Origin of the sequence: Streptomyces sp. NPDC052687, from assembly GCF_040678395.1 — a bacterium.
In the GTDB taxonomy this organism is placed as follows: domain Bacteria; phylum Actinomycetota; class Actinomycetes; order Streptomycetales; family Streptomycetaceae; genus Streptomyces.
The window spans coordinates 62,027-80,289 of the sequence record NZ_JBFATR010000031.1 but is presented as its reverse complement, the minus strand read 5'-3'; the positions used below and the strand labels follow the sequence as shown (position 1 = coordinate 80,289).

The following is an 18,263-nucleotide window of genomic DNA, read 5'->3' as shown; positions in this document are numbered from 1 at the left end:
GGCGATGCGCGGCTGCCCCCCGCCGGGCGCTGCGGGGCGGACCCCGCGCGGCACGGCGGGGCCCCGTGACCGGGGGCCGGAGGGCCGTACGGCACCCCGGGCGCGCGGGGCTCACGGGCGTTCGCTACTTTTGGGACCGTGGACAAGAAGAACGCCCTGCGCGCCGGCGCCCTGGCCGCCGGTACGACGCTGATGATGCTGCTCATGTCGTCTCCCGCGAGCGCGCTGACCCGCGACGACGGTGACGACCCCGGCTCGGGCCTGAGCGTCATCGAGACGCTGGGCCTCTTCGTGATCGCCCCGCTCGTGATCTTCGCGGTCATCACCGGCCTGGTGATGGTCCTGGACCGGTCGCAGGAGAAGCACCGGGTGACCACGAAGAACATCCAGACCAAGGCCACGGCCCAGTAAGCACGTTCCGCCGAGGGCGCCGGCTCGCCCGTCGTACGTACGCCGTCCCGTGTGCGTACGCGCCGTCCCGTACGGGGCGAGACCGGCGCCCTCGGTGTGTCCGCGTGCCGGCGTGCGGCCTCAGGGGCCCGGCTCGGTCAGGTACCGCTGGAGCGTGGGGGACAGCCACGCGACGATCTCCTCGCGGCTCAGCCCCGCGGCGGGCGGAAGGCGCAGCACGTACCGGGTGAGCGCGAGCCCGAGCAGCTGGGACGCGACGAGCGCGGCGCGGGCGGGCGCCTGCTCGGGGTCCGGGCAGAACCGGCGGGCGAACGGCAGCAGCTGCTCCCGGAAGACGCCGTGGAGCCGCTCGGTCCCCGCCTGATGGGCGACGCCCACCCGCAGGAGGGCGGTCAGCACCTCGTTGCCCTCCCACACGTCGAGGAAGTGGTCCGCCGCGGCCCGGCCGACCTCGGCACCGGCGACCCCGGCCAGGTCGGGCAGGCGCAGATCGACGGCGACGGCCGCCGCGAACAGGCCCTCCTTGTTGCCGTAGTAGCGCATCACCATCGACGGGTCGATGCCCGCGTCCCGGGCGATGGCCCGGATGGTGGCGCGGTCGTAGCCGTCGGAGGCGAAACGTTCCCGGGCGGCGTCGAGGATGGCGGTGCGGGTGGCGTCGGAGCGGCGCGCCCGGGAGCTGTCGGGGCTGTCGGTCATGCCGACGAGGCTATGCCAACACATGTTGGCCAACAAGCGTTGACCGCCCCCCGTCGCACGCCCTACGGTTGACGACAAGGGTGGCCAACACGTGTTGACCAACAGGCGTTGACCAACAGGCGTTGACCACCATGCGCCGGCATCCGGGAGGCCCCATGAACGGCACCACGAGCACCGCACCCTCGGTCATCGTCGTCGGCTCCGGCCCCACCGGCCTCCTGCTCGCCGGTGACCTCGCCACCGCGGGCGTCCCCGTCACCGTCCTCGAGAAGCGCCCCCGCCGGACCAGTAACCTGACGCGCGCGTTCGCCGTGCACGCCCGCACCCTCGAACAGCTCGACGCCCGCGGCCTCGCCGACGAACTGGAGGCCGTCGGCCGCCCGGTGGACCGGCTGCGCCTGTTCGGCGGGCTCGCCGTCGGGTTCGACTCCCTCCCCACCCGCTTCCGGCACCTGCTGGTCGTCCCGCAGTACGAGGTGGAGAAGGCGCTGGAGCGGCGGGCGGTGGCGGCGGGGGCCGAGTTCCGCCACGAGACGGAGGTGACCGGGCTGACCCAGGACGCGAGCGGCGTGACCGTCGAGGTGAGGACCGCGGACGGCCGGACCGGGACGCTGCGCGCGGCGTACGCCGTCGGCGCGGACGGCCTGCGCAGCGCCGTACGCCAGGCCGTCGGACTGCCCTTCCCCGGCCGCTCGGTGATCCGCTCGATCGTCCTCGCGGACGTCCGGCTCGACCCGCGCCACGCGGACCTGATGACCGCGAACGCCGTCGGCGACGCCTTCGCCCTCGTCGTCCCCTTCGGCGACGGCTACCACCGGGTCGCCGCCTGGGACCGCCGCCGCGACGTCCCCGACGACACCCCCGTCGACCTGGAGGAGATCCGGGGGATCGTGCGCCGCGCGCTGGGCGGCGACCTCGGGATGCGCGACCCCCGCTGGCTGTCCCGCTTCCACAGCGACGAACGTCAGGCGCCCACCTACCGCGTCGGCCGGGTCTTCCTCGCCGGGGACGCCGCGCACGTGCACAGCCCGGCGGGCGGCCAGGGCATGAACACGGGCCTCCAGGACGCGGCCAACCTGAGCTGGAAACTGGCCCAGGTGCTGCACGGCCACGCCGCCCCTGACCTCCTCGACACCTACGACACCGAGCGCCACCCCGTCGGCAGGGCGGTGCTGCGCAGCAGCGGCGGCATCCTGCGCCTCGCCATGGCCAGGCGCCCGGCGGCCCTCGCCCTGCGCGCCCTCATGGCCGCCTTCGCCGGCTTCTCCGGCCCGGTCCGCCGCAGGGTCGTCGCCCAGATCACCGGCATCGGCTACCGCTATCCGGCGCCCCGCGGCGCCCACCCCCTGACCGGCAGGCGCGTTCCCGACCTCCGCTTCGCCGACGGCTCCCGCCTCTACGAGGCCCTGCGCGGCGGCCGGTTCGTCCTCGTCACCCCCGGGGATCACGACGCGGGCGACACCCGCGAGGACCGCCTGGTCACGGCCCGCTGGGCGAGCACCCGGCGCACCGTCCTCCTGGTCCGCCCCGACGGCTACGCGGCCTGGGCGGCGGAGTCGGCGGACGGGGCGGAAGTGGAGGCGGCGCTGAGGGCGCACGTGGGTGGCACGGGTCCCGAGATGCCGGGGGCGCACGTGGGTGGCACGGGTCCGGAGGTGCCGGGGGCGCACGTGGGCGGCCCCGGCCGCCACGGGGCGCCGTCCTAGACGGTCGCCGCCAGCAGCCGTCGCAGCAGGTCCGCCAGGTGGCGGGCCTGCTCGTCGGTGAGGGCGGAAAGGGCCTCCGTCTGGGTGGCGACGCCCGCGCCGACGGCCTCCTCGATGAGGGCGAGGCCCTCGTCGGTGAGGGTGACCTGCAGACCGCGGCGGTCGTGCGGGTCGGGGGAGCGGCGCAGCAGACCGGCGCGCTCCAGTTTGTCGAGGCGGCCGGTCATGCCACCGGTGGTGAGCATCAGGGTGGCGGACAGCTGCCGGGGGGAGAGGGTGAACGGCTCGCCGGCCCGGCGCAGGGTCGCGAGGACGTCGAACTCGCCGCGGGAGATGCCGAAGCGGGCGTACGCCTTCTCCGTACGGTCGCCCATCGCGCGCGAGAGCCGGTAGATGCGGCCGAAGACCTCCATCGCGCGGGTGTCGAGGTCGGGGCGCACGGCGGCCCACTGCTCGATGATCGCGTCCACCGCGTCGGGGGCGGGCTGGTCCGGGGCGGTCGGCGGGCTCTGCGTCATGGAAGGAGTATCCGCGTGGGATGGGTCGGCCGCAAGAAAGTAGCTTGACGGAAACTTGCTTAGCGCTAAGCTAATTACTGCCAAGCTGATGAGTGCCAAGCTGTTCGCGCAGCGGCCACCTCACGCCTCGAAGGGGGTCCGCCATGAAGCGCTCCGCCACCGTCCTGCTCACCGCGCTCGCCCCCGTCTCCTGGGGCACCACCTACGCCGTCACCACCGAGTTCCTGCCCCCGGACCGCCCCCTGTTCACCGCCCTGACGCGCGCCCTGCCCGCCGGGCTGCTGCTCCTCGCCCTCGCCCGGGTGCTGCCGCGCGGCCTCTGGTGGGGCAAGGCGGCGGTGCTCGGCGCGCTCAACATCGGCGCGTTCTTCCCGCTGCTGTTCCTCTCGGCGTACCGGCTGCCCGGCGGGCTCGCCGCGGTCGTCGGCTCGGTCGGGCCGCTCTTCGTCATCGGACTCTCCGCCCTGCTGCTGGGGCAGCGGGCCACCCTGAGGGCCGTGCTCGCCGCGATCGCCGCCGCGTGCGGGGTCAGCCTCGTGGTCCTGAAGGCGGCCGGCGCCCTGGACACCCTCGGCGTGCCGGCCGCGCTCGGCTCGACCCTCTCCATGTCCGCCGGGACCGTGCTCACCAAGCGCTGGGGCCGCCCCGACGGTGTCGGACCGCTCGCGCTCACCGGCTGGCAGCTGACCGCCGGCGGGCTGATCATCGCTCCCGTCGCCTTCCTCGTCGAGGGCGCGCCGCCCGCCCTGGACGCCCCCGCCGTCGGCGGCTACCTGTACCTCTCCCTCGCCAACACCGCGCTCGCCTACTGGCTCTGGTTCCGCGGCATCGGCGGGCTCACCGCCACCCAGGTCACCTTCCTCGGGCCGCTCTCCCCGCTCACCGCCGCCGTCGTCGGCTGGGCCGCGCTCGGGCAGGCGCTCACCCCGCTGCAACTGGCGGGCATGGCGCTCGCCTCCGGCGCGACGGTGGCGGGACAGCTCGCGCCGCGCGCGAAGGCGCCGGAGGCGGCCTCCCGAATGGCCATCGGATCGTTCAGTTCTGGTGAAAGGAACGGTCGAAAGGATTCGATGGACGTGACGGGTTCCGCGTTGCGACGGTAGATCCATCGATCTCCCCGGCCACCGAAAGGACCTCCGTGGCACCCGTCCTGCACAGGACCACCACCCCCGCACCCACCCCCACGCCACCTCCCGGGCCCTGCACGACAGCGTCCCGCCCGTGCAGCACGCGTTCTGGCGCTGGGTGGTGGCGCTCGCGGTCGTCGCCCCCTTCGGCGCCCGGCAGGCCTGGCGGCAACGGGATCTGATCAGGCGTCACCTCGGTTTCGTCGTCCTCGCGTCCTTCCTCGGCGTCGCCGTCTGCAACACCCTCGTCAACCAGGCCGCGACCACGTCGTCGCGGCCGTACGCAAGGGCGCACAGGAGGCACCGGCGGTGGGAAGGGTGCTGCGGGCGCTGCGGGAGGCGGCGGGGCGTTGACCTCTCCTCCCGTGGCGATCAAGATGGCGCGTCGGGGACCGGACCCGACCGGACCAGCGCAGGGGGAAGCCGTGCCCACACCGAGTGATCCCGCCGTTCTCTACCCCGAGGTCGCGGCCCGCGGCAGCCTCGCCGCGGCGCTTCGGGCCGAGGCGGAGCGCCGTCCCGGTCACGGCTGCGTTCCCTTCAAGGCGTCGGACCACCAGCCCCTGCTGCACGCGACGGCCGAAAGCCTCCTGCCGCACCGTGCACCGCTCGAGATCAGCGCGTCGCGGCACGAGCGGCGGTGGTCGATCCGCGGTACGGAGCCGTTCCAGGGCGTGCCCCTGGTCGACGGCGGGACAGCGGACCTGGCGCAGCTCGCCGCCGCCGCCCGCGCCTGGCACGACGGGACCGCGCTGGACGGCATCCGCCGGGCGGCGCCCTTCGTGCACCTGACCGGACGGATCGAGACGCCCGACCCGGATCCCGCGCTGATGGCGGAATCCGAGTGGCAGGGCCTGCGCCGGCAGGCGGAGGAACTGGAGTACGTCTGGCGGGACACCCACCGGGCACTGATCGAGGCGGCGTACGCCCAGCCGGCGCTGCGCGCCCTCTATCCGTTCACCAGCCACTGGGCGCTGCGCTTCTCGGTCACGACCCGCCCGGACCTGACCGTCGTCGGACCGCGTCTGTCGGCCGGCAGCGACGGCCGGTACGGGGTGGGCAGGAGCATGGCCTCCTCGGACCTCGGCGTGTTCGCCACCGCGCGGGAGGCCGTGGCGGTGGCCGTGCGGCATCTGCCGTCAGGGCTCGGCCCGGTCACGCTCGGCGGGTGACTCCGGCCGTCAGGCCCGCTCCCTCACCACCTGTATCCCGAAGCCGTACGACCCCAGGGCCTTGGCGATGGCGAGGAACAGCAGGCTGTAGTGCTCCTGTCCGCGGGCCGTGGTGATGCCGCCGAGGTCGAGGAGGGAGCCCTCCGGCCAGCCCAGGTCGCGCAGGAGGCCGAGGACCGTGCGCTTGGCGTCCGCGTCGTCGCCGGAGACGAAGAGGGTGGAGGGGCCCTCGACCGAGCCGGGCGCGATCATCAGCTCGCTGTCGACGGTGCACAGGGACTTGACGACCCGGGTCGCCGGGAAGGTCCGCTGGATCTCCTCGCCCAGGCTCTCCCCGAGGTGCGACAGGTCGCCGCCCTCGGTGAACCCGACGGCGACGTCCAGCAGCACCTTCCCGGCCAGCGCGTCCGCTCCCAGGGACGTCAGCAGCTCCACCGACGCGGTGCCCGGTGTCGCGTTGACCACGACCGGCGCGTCGGCCACGGCCGAGGCGAGGTCCGTCACCGGCAGGCCCTCGGCGCGCGGCCGGGCCTCCTCGGGCCTGCGGGAACCGAGGACGACGTCATGACCGGCCCGCAGCCAGCCCTGGGCGAGGTGGCGGCCCACCGTGCCCGTTCCGAGAATGGCGATCTTCATGCCCTCGACGGTAGGGCGCCGGCACGTGGGTGCGCGTCCCTCCGCGGAGGGGTTCGCCGTACCCCTTTCGCCGTACCCCGTGAGTCCTAGACCCCGTGAGGGGCGCCCGGTGTCGCACCGGGCGCCCCTCACGGGCGTACTGCGGGACGGGCGTACTGCGGGACGGGCGTCCTGCCGGACGCTACCGGGCGGCGCCCGCCGCCGCGTCCGCCGCCTGGGCCTTCAGGGCGCGTTCGACGCCCGCCCGGGACTCCGAGACCAGCCGGCGCAGTGCCGCGCCCGGCTCGGCGGAGGCGAGCCAGGCGTCCGTCTTGTCCAGCGTCTCGCGGGAGATCTGGACCGACGGGTACAGGCCGACGGCGATCTGCTGGGCCATCTCGTGGGAACGGGACTCCCACACGTCCTTGACCACCTCGAAGAACCGGTCCGCGTACGGCGCGAGCAGCTCACGCTGGTCGGTCTGGACGAAGCCGGAGATCACCGCCTCCTGCACGGCGTTCGGCAGCTTGTCCGACTCCACGACCGACGCCCAGGCCTCCGCCTTCGCCTCGGCCGTCGGGCGGGCGGCGCGGGCCGTGGCGGCGTGCCGCTCGCCCGCCGCCGTCCTGTCCCGCTCGTACTCGGCGGCGATCTCCGCCTCGTCGTAGCGGCCGACCGCGGCCAGCCGCTGCACGAACGCCCAGCGCAGCTCGGTGTCCACGACCAGGCCCTCCACCGACTGCGTGCCGTCCAGCAGGCCCTCCAGGAGGTCCAGTTGCTCCGGCGTGCGGGCCGTCGCCGCGAACGCCCGCGCCCAGGCCAGCTGGTGGTCGCCGCCCGGCGCGGCGGACCGCAGATGCGCCAGCGTCGCCTCGGTCCAGCGGGCCAGCAGCGTCTCGCGGGCGGCGGGGTCGGCGTACAGGTCGATCGCCAGCTTCACCTGGCGGTGCAGCGACTGCACCACGCCGATGTCGGACTCCTTGCCGATGCCGGACAGCACCAGGGACAGGTAGTCGCGGGTCGCCAGCTCCCCGTCGCGCGTCATGTCCCACGCCGACGCCCAGCACAGCGCGCGCGGCAGGGACTCCGCGAAGTCGCCCAGGTGCTCGGTGACGGTGCGCAGCGACGCCTCGTCCAGCCGGACCTTCGCGTACGACAGGTCGTCGTCGTTGAGCAGCACGGCGGCCGGCCGGCGCTTGCCCACCAGCTGCGGTACGTCCGTCAGTTCCCCGTCGACGTCCAGCTCCACGCGCTCGGTGCGCACCAGCTTGCCGGACGCCTCGTCGAGGTCGTACAGGCCGACCGCGATGCGGTGCGGGCGCAGCGTCGGCTCGCCCTTGGCGCCCGCGGGCAGCGCCGGGGCCTCCTGCCGGATGCCGAAGGAGGTGATGACCCCGTCGGCGTCCGTGACGATCTCCGGGCGCAGGACGTTGATGCCCGCGGTCTCCAGCCACTTCTTCGACCAGGTCTTCAGGTTGCGGCCGGAGGTCTCCTCCAGCGCGCCCAGCAGGTCGGACAGGCGGGTGTTGCCGAACGCGTGCCGCTTGAAGTACGCCTGCACGCCGCGGAAGAACTCGTCCTCGCCGACGTACGCCACCAGCTGCTTCAGCACGCTCGCGCCCTTGGCGTACGTGATGCCGTCGAAGTTGACGAGCACGTCGTCCAGGTCGCGGATGTCCGCCATGATCGGGTGCGTGGACGGCAGCTGGTCCTGCCGGTACGCCCAGGTCTTCATCGAGTTCGCGAACGTGGTCCACGAGTGCGGCCAGCGCGAGCCGGGCGCCGCGGCCTGGCAGGCGATCGACGTGTAGGTGGCGAACGACTCGTTCAGCCACAGGTCGTTCCACCACTCCATGGTGACCAGGTCGCCGAACCACATGTGGGCCAGCTCGTGCAGGATGGTCTCCGCGCGCACCTCGTACGCCGCGTCCGTCACCTTCGAGCGGAACACGTACTGGTCGCGGATGGTCACCGCGCCCGCGTTCTCCATCGCGCCCGCGTTGAACTCCGGCACGAACAGCTGGTCGTACTTCTCGAATGGGTACGCGTAGTCGAACTTCTCCTGGAACCAGTCGAAGCCCTGCCGGGTCACCTCGAAGATGGCGTCCGCGTCGAGGAACTCGGCGAGCGACGGACGGCAGTAGATGCCGAGCGGGACGGACTGCCCGTCCTTCTCGTACACGCTGTGCACGCTGTGGTACGGGCCCGCGATGAGCGCGGTGACGTACGTGGAGATGCGCGGCGTCGGCGCGAACTCCCAGACGTTGTCCTTCGGCTCCGGCGTCGGCGAGTTCGAGATCACCGTCCAGCCCTCCGGCGCCCGCACGGTGAACCGGAACGTGGCCTTCAGGTCCGGCTGCTCGAACGAGGCGAAGACCCGGCGGGCGTCCGGCACCTCGAACTGGGTGTACAGGTACGCCTGGTCGTCGACCGGGTCGACGAACCGGTGCAGTCCCTCACCGGTGTTGGTGTACGCGCAGTCGGCGACGACCCGCAGGACGTTGCGGCCCTCCAGCAGGCGGGGCAGGGCGATCCGGGAGTCCGCGAAGACCTCGGCCGGGTCGAGCGAGTCACCGTTGAGGGTCACCTCGTGGACGGCCGGGGCCACCAGGTCGATGAACGATTCCGCACCGTTCTCCGCGACATCGAAGCGCACCGTGGTCGCGGACCGGAACGTCCCGCCCTCCTGCGCCCCGGAGAGGTCGAGATCGATCTCGTACGAGTCAACGGTGAGCAGCTTCGCCCGCTGCTGCGCCTCTTCGCGAGTCAGGTTTGTGCCAGGCACGCGTCATCTCCTCGATATGTGTGGGTTGCGCCATCCTTCCACGGGACCCGCACAGAACGCGATGTCCGTATCCCGCCGGGCGACGGGTCCGCCGCGCAGGACCGTGGGGCCATGACGACGTACACCGCACACCCCGTCCCGCCGGAGGTCCTGAAGGAGCTGCGCTCCACCGACGACGCCGGGCGCCCGACGGTCCCCGTGACCGACGAGGAGGGCGGCGCCCCGCTGCGCTGCTGCCTGCGCCGCAGCACCCCCGGCGAGACCATCGCCCTGGTCTCCTACGCCCCGCTGCGCCGCTGGGCGGCCCGCACGGGCGCCGACCCCGGCGCCTACGACGAGCAGGGCCCCGTCTTCGTCCACGCCGCCGGCTGCCCCGGCCCCGCGGGCGACGGCCTGCCCTTCACGAACTCCCACCGCGTGCTGCGCCGCTACTCCGCCGACGGCCGCATCCTCGGCGGGCACCTGGTCACCCCGCCCGAGTCCTTCGAGGACGCCCTCGCGCAGGCGTACGCCGATCCCGAGGTGGCGCTGGTGCACGTGCGGGCCGTGGAGTACGGGTGCTTCCTGTACGAGGTGCGGCGGTCGTAGGGGGTACGAGGTGCGGCGGTCGTAGGGGGTGCGGGGTGCGGCGGCCGTAGGGGCCACGGGGTGCGGCGGCCGTAGGAGGGTGGGGGCGCGGCGGCCGTAAGGGGACCACGGGGGCCCGCCGCACCGCTCGCCGTCCGCCCTCAGTCCCGGCCCTCCGCCACCGCCCGCCTCAGTCCCGGCCCTCCGCCACCGCCCGCGCGAACGCCCGCACCGGCTCCGTCTCGCGGTCGCGGTGCCACACCACGGCCAGCGCCGAGTCCGGCAGGTCGTCGACCGGGACGTAGGCGACGTCCTCGCGGTGATGGTGGGCGGCCGTCGGCAGGCACAGCAGCAGGGCGGCGCGGCCGGTGGCGACCCGGGTCAGGCCCTCCTGGAGGGTGGTCACCGCCGGACCGGCGACGGGGCCGGGCGCCTGGGCCGCGCGCCAGTAGGCCGGGGCCGGCGCGGCGGCCGTGACCAGGGGCACCGAGGCCAGGTCGGCGGCGCGGACCGAGGCACGGGCGGCGAGCGGGTGCCGCACGGACACGGCGACGGTCAGGCGCCGGCGCGAGAAGACCGGGCCCCGCACCAGGTCCGGCTCGTCCACCGGCATCAGGACGACCGCGGCGTCCACCGAACCGTCGCGCACCGCGCCGAACGGATCCGCGAACGGGATCTCCACCAGCTCGGCCGCACAGCCCGGACGGGCTCGCTCGAACGCGGCGACCGCATCGATCAGCCGCGCGTTCGCCGTCCCCTGGAAGCCCACCCGCAGCGTGCCGGTGACGCCGCGGGCCGCCGCGCGGGCACCGTCCACGGCCGAGCGCAGCGCGTCGTACGCCGGACGCAGGTCGCCGAGGAGGCGTTCACCCAGCGGGGTGAGCGCCACCCGGCGGCTGGACCGGTGGACCAGGCGGGCGCCGATCCGCCGCTCCAGGGAGCGCAGCAGCTGACTCACCCGGGACTGCGAGACGTACAGCCGCTCCCCGGTCCGCCCGAAGTGCAGCTCCTCCGCGAGCACCAGGAAGCACTCCAGCTCCCGCAGCTCCGCTCCCGACGCCACAGCCGCCCCCTCACCTCGATGTATGAGCCCTGCTCATGGAAGGCTGAACGCTTCGCCGTTGTTCCGGGCGCGCACCCGCAAAAGGGTGGAGACATGTCCTCCACCACCACGCGCGGCGGCCGCGCCGCCCCGGAAGCGGTCCGCCGTCCCTGGGCGGCCGTCCTGGCCCTGGCCGCCGCCACCTTCGCCGTCGTCACCACCGAGATGCTGCCGGTCGGCCTGCTCACCTCGCTCGCCGCCGGCCTGGACGTCTCCGCGGGCACCGCCGGACTCGCCCTCACCCTGCCCGGCCTGCTCGCGGCGCTCGCCGCCCCGCTGCTGCCGGTCGCCGTACGCCGCGCCGACCGGCGGACCGTGCTGAGCGCCCTGCTGCTCCTCCTCGCGGCGGCCGACCTGCTCTCCGCGCTCGCCCCGCACATCGCCGTGCTGCTGCTCGCCCGCGCCGTCGTCGGGGTGTGCATCGGCGGGGTGTGGGCGGTCGCCGCGGGACTGGGCGCCCGGCTGGTGCCCGGCCCCGCCGCCGGGCGGGCCACCGCACTCGTGTTCAGCGGCATCGCGGTCGCCTCCGTGCTCGGCGTCCCGGCCGGCACCTACCTGGGCGCGCTGGCCGGCTGGCGGTGGGCGTTCGCCGCGCTCACCGCCCTCGCCCTGGCCGTCGCGGCCCTGCTGGCGGTGGCGCTGCCCCCGCTGCCCGCCGAGCGGCCCGTCCGGCTCGGCGCCTTCCCCGAGCTGCTGCGCACCCCGGCGGTGGCGCGCGGGCTGACCGCGATCGCGCTGCTGGTCACCGGCCACTTCGCGGCGTACACCTACGTCCGCCCGGTGCTGGAGCGGGTGCCGGGCACCGGCCCCGGCCTGATCAGCGTCCTGCTGCTCGGCTACGGCCTCGCGGGCATCGCCGGGACCTTCGCGGGCGGCGCGCTCGCGGCCCGCGTCCCGCGCCGGGCGCTGCCCGCGATCGCCGCCGCGCTCGGCACGGTCGTGGCGCTGCTCGTCCCGGCGGGCGGCTCGCTGCCCGCGTCGGCGGCGCTGCTGACCCTGTGGGGCCTGGTCTACGGCGGTGTCTCGGTGACCGCCCAGACCTGGCTGTCGGCCGCCGCGCCGGGCGCCCGCGAGGCAGCCTCCGCCCTGTTCGCGGGGGTGTTCAACGGCGCCATCGCGTTCGGCGCGTTCCTCGGCGGCCGGGTCGCCGACGGGGCCGGTGCCACCGCCGTACTGGTGCTGGGGGCGGTGCCGGCGCTGCTCGCGGCGGTCGCCGCCGGGTACGCGAGAGGGGCGGCCGCCGACGCCCGGTGACCGCCCCCGCCGCTTCGCCGCGGCGTCGTCTACTGCTCGCGCTTGGTGGTCAGCTCCGCCGCCACCAGCTCCGCGATCTGCACCGCGTTCAGGGCCGCGCCCTTGCGCAGGTTGTCGTTGGAGACGAAGAAGGCCAGCCCGTTCTCCACCGTCTCGTCACGGCGGATACGGCCGACGTACGACGGGTCCTGGCCGGCCGCCTGCAGCGGGGTCGGCACCTCGGTGAGGGCGACGCCGGGGGCGCCGGCCAGCAGCTCCTTGGCGCGCTCGACGCTGATCGGGCGGGCGAAACGGGCGTTGACCTGGAGGGAGTGCCCGGTAAAGACGGGGACGCGCACGCAGGTGCCGGAGACCTTCAGCCCGGGGATCTCCAGGATCTTGCGGGACTCGTTGCGGAGCTTCTGCTCCTCGTCGGTCTCGTTCAGGCCGTCGTCGACGATGGAGCCGGCCAGCGGCAGCACGTTGTACGCGATCGGCGCGACGTACTTGTTCGGCGCCGGGTACTCGGCGGCCGAGCCGTCGTGGGTGAGCTTGGGGGCGTCCGCGCCGACCTTCTGGACCTGCTCGAACAGCTCGTCGACACCCGCGAGGCCGGAACCGGACACGGCCTGGTAGGTGGCCACCACCAGGGCCTCGAGACCCGCCTCCGCGTGCAGCGGCTTCAGCACCGGCATCGCGGCCATCGTGGTGCAGTTCGGGTTGGCGATGATGCCCTTGGGGCGGTTGGCGACCGCGTGCGGGTTGACCTCGGAGACCACCAGCGGGACCTCGGGGTCGCGCCGCCAGGCGGACGAGTTGTCGATCACGACCGCGCCCTGGGCGGCGACCTTCTCGGCCAGCGCCTTGGAAGTGGCCCCGCCCGCGGAGAACAGCACGATGTCCAGGCCGGTGTAGTCGGCCGTGGACGCGTCCTCCACCGTGATCCCGTCGAGGACCGTCCCCGCCGAGCGGGCCGAGGCGAACAGACGCAGCTCGTCGACCGGGAAGTCCCGCTCGGCGAGGATCCTGCGCATGACCGTGCCGACCTGGCCGGTGGCTCCGACGATTCCTACCTTCACGGGGACTCCTCTGGGTGGCGTGTCTGTGACGTGCCCGGGCGGCCGGGCCCCTTCCATCATGCGGGGGACCCCGGCAGGTGTGTCCAATCCTTTGCCCGAGGCGTGGACGATCACTCCAGGTCAGCGGCGTCCCGAGGGCGTCTCGCGGCACCGGTCGCGGGCCCGCAGGATTCCGTCCGGGACGGGGCGCGGACCGCAAGCTCTGCCGACGCGGCCTGCGACGAACAGGTTTTCGTCCGCCCCGTGGGCGCGGGTGCGCCCGGCCCGCCGGCGGCGCGCGAATGTGAGCGGCGTCCTGGTTTCGGCGCCGGTGTGACGTACGACACCGCCTCGTCCTTCCCGCAGCCGCCGAACGTTTCCGCCGCCCCCCGCGTCATAGGGGAAACGCGGCGAGGAGAGGGGTGGCTGTGCTGCGCAGAATGGCCCGCCGCGGCCAGGGGGCGGACCGGGGGGACCGGGGTGTCCGGGGCGACCACGGTGCCGACGACCCGCTGGACGCGGCCCAGGAACGACGGGTGCGGGCGGTGCTCGCGCTGGGCGGGGTGCCGCAGGCGGACCTGCCGGACGGGGTGCAGCAGGTCCGCCTGCGGCTGCTGGAACGCGCCGCGAGCGGACGGGAGGCGCCGCGGGACGTCTCCGCGTGGGCGGCGGTCGTCGCCTCCAACCTCGCCGTGGACTGGCACCGCGCCAAACGCCGCCAGGAACGCGTCGGCGAACGCCTCGCCCAGCTGCGGCACCTGGAGCACCCGTCCGGCGAGGACACCAGCGTGCTGTCCGTCGCCGTCGCCCAGGGCCTGGACGAGCTGCCCGCCGCCCAGCGGCAGGTGGTCGTGCTCCGGTTCTACGCCGACCTGCCGGTGCGCTCCATCGCCGCGGAACTGGGCATCCCGGAGGGCACGGTCAAGAGCAGGCTGCACACGGCGGTCCGGGCCCTGCGCGCCCGGCTGCACGAGGACGAGGTGGTGTGACGTGACCGTCGAACACGACGGGCCGGGCGGCTACGACCGCGACGACCCCCTGATGGCCGTCCTCACCGGCGATCCCCTGCCCCACGACGCCCGCACGGACCCCGCCCTCCTGGCCGCATACCGCTCCGCCGAGGCGGACGTGGCCCTGCTCCGGGAACAGCTGGGCATCATCGCGCACGCCCTGACCGAGCCGGAACCGCAGCCGGAGACGGAGACGGAACCGGAGCCGGAACCGGAGCCCGGGCCCGCCTCTCGTGCGCCGGCCCGCCCCGAGCCCGTACCGGTGCCCTCGCCGCGGCCTTCGCGGCAGCCCTCGCGGCAGCCCTCACGGCGGACCCTGCGCTGGGTGCGCAACGGCCTCGGGCTCGCCGCCGCCCTCGCCGTCTTCCTGGGGACGGGATGGCTGGCCGTTCAGGCGGGGCAGGGTGTCGACGACGCGGCGAGCGGCGCGGCCGACAAGGGGGCCGAGAGCGCGCAGAAGTCGCTGGGGCCGCTCGGGTCGCCCGCCTATCTCGCCTGCACCCGGCTGCTGGTGGAGGGCACGGTGACCGACGTGGTCCCGGGGCCGCGCGGTGGCGAGGAGCGCGTCACCGTGGACGTGATCCGGTCCTACCGGCCCGCCGGCGCCACCGGTGGCGAGGCCACCTTCGTCACGGGCGACGCACCCGCCTTCGGCGCCCCCCGCAGCCTGCGCGAGGGCGACCACGTGCTGGTCGCCGTCCCGCGCCGGGGCGAGGCGGCCGACCTGTGGTTCGTCGGCGAGGAGGACATCGCCCCGCAGCGCCGCGCCATCGCCGAGGCACTGCCGCGGGCGCGCTCCACCACCTGCCCGTGAGGACCGGCCCATGAGAAAGGGGCGGGCGCCCGCAACGGACGCCCGCCCCGAGGTCGTGCCGGTGTTACGGCGTGACCTTCTCGATCTTCACGCTGCCCACGCCCGCGACCGTGCCGCGCGCGTTGACCAGCTGGACCTGGCCGAAGAACTCGCGGCCCTCGGGCGCGGCCGCGGCGGCGGTGACGCTGCCGGAGACCGTCGCCGAGGCACCCGTGCCGAGCTTCACCGGCGCGGAGTCGTCGACCGTGACGGAGCCGAGCGCGCTGGAGAAGAACACGTCCAGGTAGTCGTAGGCGGTGGAACCGGCGGGCACCGAGTAGCCGATGACCTCGACGGTGTACGTGCTGGCGGCCGGCTTGGCCACGGACACCGACTCCTCCGAGTCACCGTCGGCGGAGCTGCCGACCTGGGTGCCGGCCGCGTTCTTCACGACCAGGTCGAGGTCCGCGGCGGCGTCGGAGACGTTGCCGATGGTGACGTCCAGCGACTGCGCGCCCTCGGGCACCTGGACCGTGGTGGTCTGGGTGACCCCGTTGGCGATGGTCGGGCGGGCCGTCTTGGAGGAGCCCAGCGGGCCGCCGACCAGCTTGCCCTCCAGGGCGGCGTACTTGTTGGTCACCTTCCAGGAGGCGGCGGCCGGGGTGCCGACCTTGGCCTCGGGCACGGTCACGGTCTGCGGGTCGAAGGCCGCGCCGAGCACGGTGACGTCCAGCTTGTACGGGTTGTCGAGCAGCGGCGACGTACGGCGCGACTCGACCTCGATCTCCCAGACACCCGGCTGCGGGTTCGGGTACGACCGCACGTCCGGGCGGCAGGTGTTGGCCGGGTTGGTGTAGTTCGCGTAGCAGTTGACCGTCGACGTCGGGTCGGACGGGACGCCGTACGGGTGGATGGCGATGAACCGGGTCTGGCTCTTGTCCTTCAGCCCGCCCAGCGCGACCTCCAGCGACGTCGCGCCCTCGGGCACGGTCACGAAGTACGACTTGTGGCTGTTGCGCTGCACCGAACCGGACGCCGCGTACGTGTACTCGAGCGGCGCGGAGACCACGACCGTGTTGAGGACCTGCTTGTCGATGCCCTCGGTGCGCGGGTCGTCGACCTCGAGGATCGCGCTCTTGATCCCGGCGGACCGCGGCGCGGCCTGCACCTTGACGGTGACCGGCTGGTTCAGCGGCAGGTTCACCTCGTCGGAGCCGACGATGCGGAAGGTGCCGCCCGCGTTGTTCTCCAGGTGCAGCTCGTGCCGGACGGCGCGGTCGGCACCGGAGGTGCGGGTGAGCGTGATCTCGTACGTCTTCTTCTGACCGGCCTTCAGACCGCCCTCGCGGTCGTAGAGGCCGGTGCCGAAGCCCGGCGTCTTCAGGAACTGGTCGATCGCGGTGTCGACCGGCGCCTTGACGGTGTACTCGTGGGCCTTCGCGCCGTCCAGGACGGAGTCCCAGGCGTCGACGACGTTGATCAGGCCCGCGCCCTCCTCGTGGGCCTGGGTGCCCGGGATGTGGTCGGCGGTCGAGGTGAGCGCCGTGCGCAGCTTCGCCGGCGGCAGTTCGATGCCCTTGCGCTTGGCGGCGGACAGCAGCAGCGCGGCGGCGCCGGTGGCCTGCGGGGAGGCCATCGAGGTGCCCTGGAGCATGGAGTAGCCGGGCGGCAGGCTGTAGCCGGCCTCGGCGACCGGGCCGCCGGGCGACCAGGTCTGCGTGGTGTTGATCGCCGCGCCGGGCGCGGACAGGGTCGGCGTGAAGCCGCCGTCCTCACGCGGACCGCGCGAGGAGAACGGCATCATCGCGTAGTCCTTCTTCACCGCGGAGCCGTAGTTGGCGGCCCAGGTCTCCTGGGAGATGGTCGCGCCGACCGAGATGACCTTGTCGGAGAGTGCGGGGTCGCCGATGGTGTTGGTGCCGGGGCCGGAGTTGCCCGCGGAGATCACCAGCTGGACGCCGTACTCGTCGATCAGGCGGGTGTAGAGCGCCGAGCGGGCGTTGTTGCCGTCGTTCAGCGCCGGCAGGCCGCCGATCGACATGTTGACGATGTCGACGCCGCGGTTGACGACGAGGTCGATCATGCCCTCGGTGAGCGCCACGTTGGTGCAGCCGCCGGTCCAGGTGCAGGCGCGCGAGGAGACCAGCTTGGCGCCGGGCGCCGCGCCGTTCATCTCGCCGCCGAACAGGCCGTTGGCGGCGGTGATGCCGGCCACGTGGGTGCCGTGCGAGCCCTCGATGACACCGATGCTGACGTAGTCGGCCTTGGCGCCGGAGGCGTTGTAGACGACGTCCTTGCGGATCTCGACGACGAACGGGATGCGCTCGGCGATCTCGGTCGCCGGGTTGTCGGTGCCGAAGTAGCCGACCTGGAAGCCGTCCTTGTACGGCTTCATCGCGTCGTCGTTGGTGAAGTCGAGGTCGTCGTTCAGGTCGACGCGGACGGTGCCGGCGGCGGCGTCGTAGAGCACGCCCCAGACGTCCGTGGTGTCGCCGTCGCGGTTCAGGTCGCCGGCCATGTCGCCACCCGTGGTGGCGGACTCGGAGAAGTAGTTGAACCGGTAGGCGCCCTCGGGGGCCTTGAAGGTCTCCGTGCCGAGGGCGGAGGTGGTGATGGAGAAGGCGGGACCGGCCACCGAGGTGGTCATCCGGCGCCAGGTGTTGTCCCCGTCGGCGACCGGGTCGGTCGCCGTCACCCAGTCGACGATCTTGCGCTCGCCGGTCGTGGTCTTCTGCAGCGCCGGGTGACCGAGGTCGACACCGGAGTCCAGGATGCCGATGGTGATGCCGCGCCCGTCCGCCTTCGGGTGGTCCTCGACGAACTCGACGGCGCCGGTCTCGAAGGACGGGTTGTACGGGTTCTCGGCGGGCGTGTCCTTGCCGGGGGCCGGGTAGCTCCCGGTGGCGCTCGTGCCCTTCGCGCCGCGCGCGTTCGGCGACGGGTCCTCCAGCGGGATCTCCTCGCGCAGGTCGATGGCCTGCACGGAGGACAGCTTCACCGCGGCGGCGATCGCCGCGTCGGCCTTGCCGGTGGGGACGGTCGCACGGACGTAGCCGAGCTTGTCGTACGTACTGCCCACGAGACCGCCGTCGACGGAGTCCAGCTGCTTCGCGACCTGCTCGGTCTGCCCGGGCGCGGTGGCGACCATCATGGTCACGCTCTTGTCGCCGTCGGCCTTGGCCTCGGCGAGCAGGTCGGCGTCGTCGGAGCCGAGCTTGTCGTGGGCGGACTTGACGTCCGGGTCGGCCGCCGCGGCCGGCGCGGCCGGGTCCGCGGCGAAGGCCAGGGGTATCGGCCCGGCCGCGGAGAGCGCGGCCACCAGACCGGCGGCCACGGCGATACGGGCCACGCGTCTGGCGCCCGGTATCGGATCGCTCTGGGGGGTGTGGGTCATCGGCATCCCTTACAGGTGAGGGAACGAGCGTTGTCGCTTGTCGTCCGGAATGCGACACCGGACGACCGCTCAG

The 18,263-nt window shown here is 73.9% G+C and carries 15 protein-coding genes and 1 pseudogene; 9 read left to right on the top strand and 7 right to left on the bottom strand.

The annotated features are described in order from the left end of the window. Positions 1–138: 138 nt before the first annotated feature. On the top strand, positions 139–411 hold the full coding sequence (locus tag AB0K92_RS23070) for a hypothetical protein (protein WP_165998634.1): 273 nt from the start codon (positions 139–141) through the stop codon (positions 409–411). 120 nt (positions 412–531) lie between these two features. Here AB0K92_RS23070 and AB0K92_RS23065 read toward each other — a convergent pair whose 3' ends face one another. Further along, on the bottom strand, positions 532–1,110 hold the full coding sequence (locus tag AB0K92_RS23065; protein WP_365925682.1) for a TetR family transcriptional regulator: 579 nt from the start codon (positions 1,108–1,110) through the stop codon (positions 532–534). Positions 1,111–1,265: 155 nt separating this feature from the next. On the opposite strand from AB0K92_RS23065, the gene AB0K92_RS23060 reads away from it, so the two are divergent. Further along, positions 1,266–2,816, top strand: coding sequence for an FAD-dependent monooxygenase (locus AB0K92_RS23060; RefSeq protein ID WP_365925680.1), 1,551 nt, complete (start codon positions 1,266–1,268; stop codon positions 2,814–2,816). Here the strand turns inward: AB0K92_RS23060 and AB0K92_RS23055 are convergent. Further along, positions 2,813–3,334 (bottom strand): MarR family transcriptional regulator, encoded by a 522-nt coding sequence (locus tag AB0K92_RS23055; RefSeq protein WP_365925678.1) that lies wholly within the window; start codon positions 3,332–3,334, stop codon positions 2,813–2,815. The genes AB0K92_RS23060 and AB0K92_RS23055 overlap by 4 nt on opposite strands. A gap of 143 nt (positions 3,335–3,477) precedes the next feature. Here AB0K92_RS23055 and AB0K92_RS23050 point away from each other — a divergent pair, with 143 nt between their 5' ends. The 3 genes and pseudogenes from AB0K92_RS23050 to AB0K92_RS23040 all read left to right on the top strand — a co-directional run bounded on the left by AB0K92_RS23050 (position 3,478) and on the right by AB0K92_RS23040 (position 5,633). Then, positions 3,478–4,437 (top strand): EamA family transporter, encoded by a 960-nt coding sequence (locus tag AB0K92_RS23050; RefSeq protein WP_365925676.1) that lies wholly within the window; start codon positions 3,478–3,480, stop codon positions 4,435–4,437. A gap of 85 nt (positions 4,438–4,522) precedes the next feature. Next, a pseudogene (locus AB0K92_RS23045) lies at positions 4,523–4,720 on the top strand (EamA family transporter); the annotation flags it as partial. A gap of 166 nt (positions 4,721–4,886) precedes the next feature. Continuing rightward, a complete protein-coding gene (locus AB0K92_RS23040; RefSeq protein WP_365925674.1) occupies positions 4,887–5,633 on the top strand; it encodes a DUF6193 family natural product biosynthesis protein in 747 nt (248 codons plus the stop codon). A 9-nt stretch (positions 5,634–5,642) separates the two neighbouring features. Here AB0K92_RS23040 and AB0K92_RS23035 read toward each other — a convergent pair whose 3' ends face one another. Further along, on the bottom strand, positions 5,643–6,401 hold the full coding sequence (locus AB0K92_RS23035; RefSeq protein WP_365925672.1) for an NAD(P)-binding domain-containing protein: 759 nt from the start codon (positions 6,399–6,401) through the stop codon (positions 5,643–5,645). A 49-nt stretch (positions 6,402–6,450) separates the two neighbouring features. Then, entirely contained in the window at positions 6,451–9,033 is a 2,583-nt protein-coding gene (gene pepN, locus AB0K92_RS23030; RefSeq protein ID WP_365925670.1) for an aminopeptidase N, read from the bottom strand. Between the two features lie 111 nt (positions 9,034–9,144). Here pepN and AB0K92_RS23025 point away from each other — a divergent pair, with 111 nt between their 5' ends. Then, positions 9,145–9,621 (top strand): DUF1203 domain-containing protein, encoded by a 477-nt coding sequence (locus AB0K92_RS23025; protein ID WP_365925668.1) that lies wholly within the window; start codon positions 9,145–9,147, stop codon positions 9,619–9,621. Positions 9,622–9,790: 169 nt separating this feature from the next. Here AB0K92_RS23025 and AB0K92_RS23020 read toward each other — a convergent pair whose 3' ends face one another. Further along, positions 9,791–10,663 carry a LysR family transcriptional regulator gene (locus AB0K92_RS23020; protein ID WP_365925666.1) on the bottom strand — a complete coding sequence of 291 codons (873 nt, stop codon included), beginning with the start codon at positions 10,661–10,663 and terminating at the stop codon, positions 9,791–9,793. 93 nt (positions 10,664–10,756) lie between these two features. Between AB0K92_RS23020 and AB0K92_RS23015 the strand changes: the two genes are divergently transcribed. Then, a complete protein-coding gene (locus AB0K92_RS23015) occupies positions 10,757–11,956 on the top strand; it encodes an MFS transporter (protein WP_365925664.1) in 1,200 nt (399 codons plus the stop codon). A gap of 29 nt (positions 11,957–11,985) precedes the next feature. Here the strand turns inward: AB0K92_RS23015 and AB0K92_RS23010 are convergent, their stop codons facing one another. Beyond that, positions 11,986–13,014 (bottom strand): aspartate-semialdehyde dehydrogenase, encoded by a 1,029-nt coding sequence (locus tag AB0K92_RS23010; RefSeq protein ID WP_165998618.1) that lies wholly within the window; start codon positions 13,012–13,014, stop codon positions 11,986–11,988. A 401-nt stretch (positions 13,015–13,415) separates the two neighbouring features. Here AB0K92_RS23010 and AB0K92_RS23005 point away from each other — a divergent pair, with 401 nt between their 5' ends. Beyond that, positions 13,416–13,982, top strand: coding sequence for a sigma-70 family RNA polymerase sigma factor (locus AB0K92_RS23005; RefSeq protein ID WP_365925662.1), 567 nt, complete (start codon positions 13,416–13,418; stop codon positions 13,980–13,982). 1 nt (position 13,983) lies between these two features. Beyond that, the gene (locus AB0K92_RS23000; RefSeq protein ID WP_365925660.1) at positions 13,984–14,817 is read left to right on the top strand and encodes a hypothetical protein; all 834 of its coding nucleotides are present in this window, start codon (positions 13,984–13,986) and stop codon (positions 14,815–14,817) included. A gap of 64 nt (positions 14,818–14,881) precedes the next feature. On the opposite strand, the gene AB0K92_RS22995 is transcribed toward AB0K92_RS23000, so the two are convergent. Further along, a complete protein-coding gene (locus AB0K92_RS22995; protein ID WP_365925658.1) occupies positions 14,882–18,190 on the bottom strand; it encodes a S8 family serine peptidase in 3,309 nt (1,102 codons plus the stop codon). Between the last annotated feature and the right edge of the window lie 73 nt (positions 18,191–18,263).

Excerpts from the sequence above, each read along its gene's own strand:
- AB0K92_RS23015 (WP_365925664.1), top strand. The coding sequence starts at position 10,757 with ATGTCCTCCACCACCACGCGCGGCGGCCGCGCCGCCCCGGAAGCGGTC.
- AB0K92_RS23055 (WP_365925678.1), bottom strand. The coding sequence starts at position 3,334 with ATGACGCAGAGCCCGCCGACCGCCCCGGACCAGCCCGCCCCCGACGCG.
- AB0K92_RS23065 (WP_365925682.1), bottom strand. The coding sequence starts at position 1,110 with ATGACCGACAGCCCCGACAGCTCCCGGGCGCGCCGCTCCGACGCCACC.
- AB0K92_RS23050 (WP_365925676.1), top strand. The coding sequence starts at position 3,478 with ATGAAGCGCTCCGCCACCGTCCTGCTCACCGCGCTCGCCCCCGTCTCC.
- AB0K92_RS23060 (WP_365925680.1), top strand. The coding sequence starts at position 1,266 with ATGAACGGCACCACGAGCACCGCACCCTCGGTCATCGTCGTCGGCTCC.
- AB0K92_RS23025 (WP_365925668.1), top strand. The coding sequence starts at position 9,145 with ATGACGACGTACACCGCACACCCCGTCCCGCCGGAGGTCCTGAAGGAG.
- AB0K92_RS22995 (WP_365925658.1), bottom strand. The coding sequence starts at position 18,190 with ATGACCCACACCCCCCAGAGCGATCCGATACCGGGCGCCAGACGCGTG.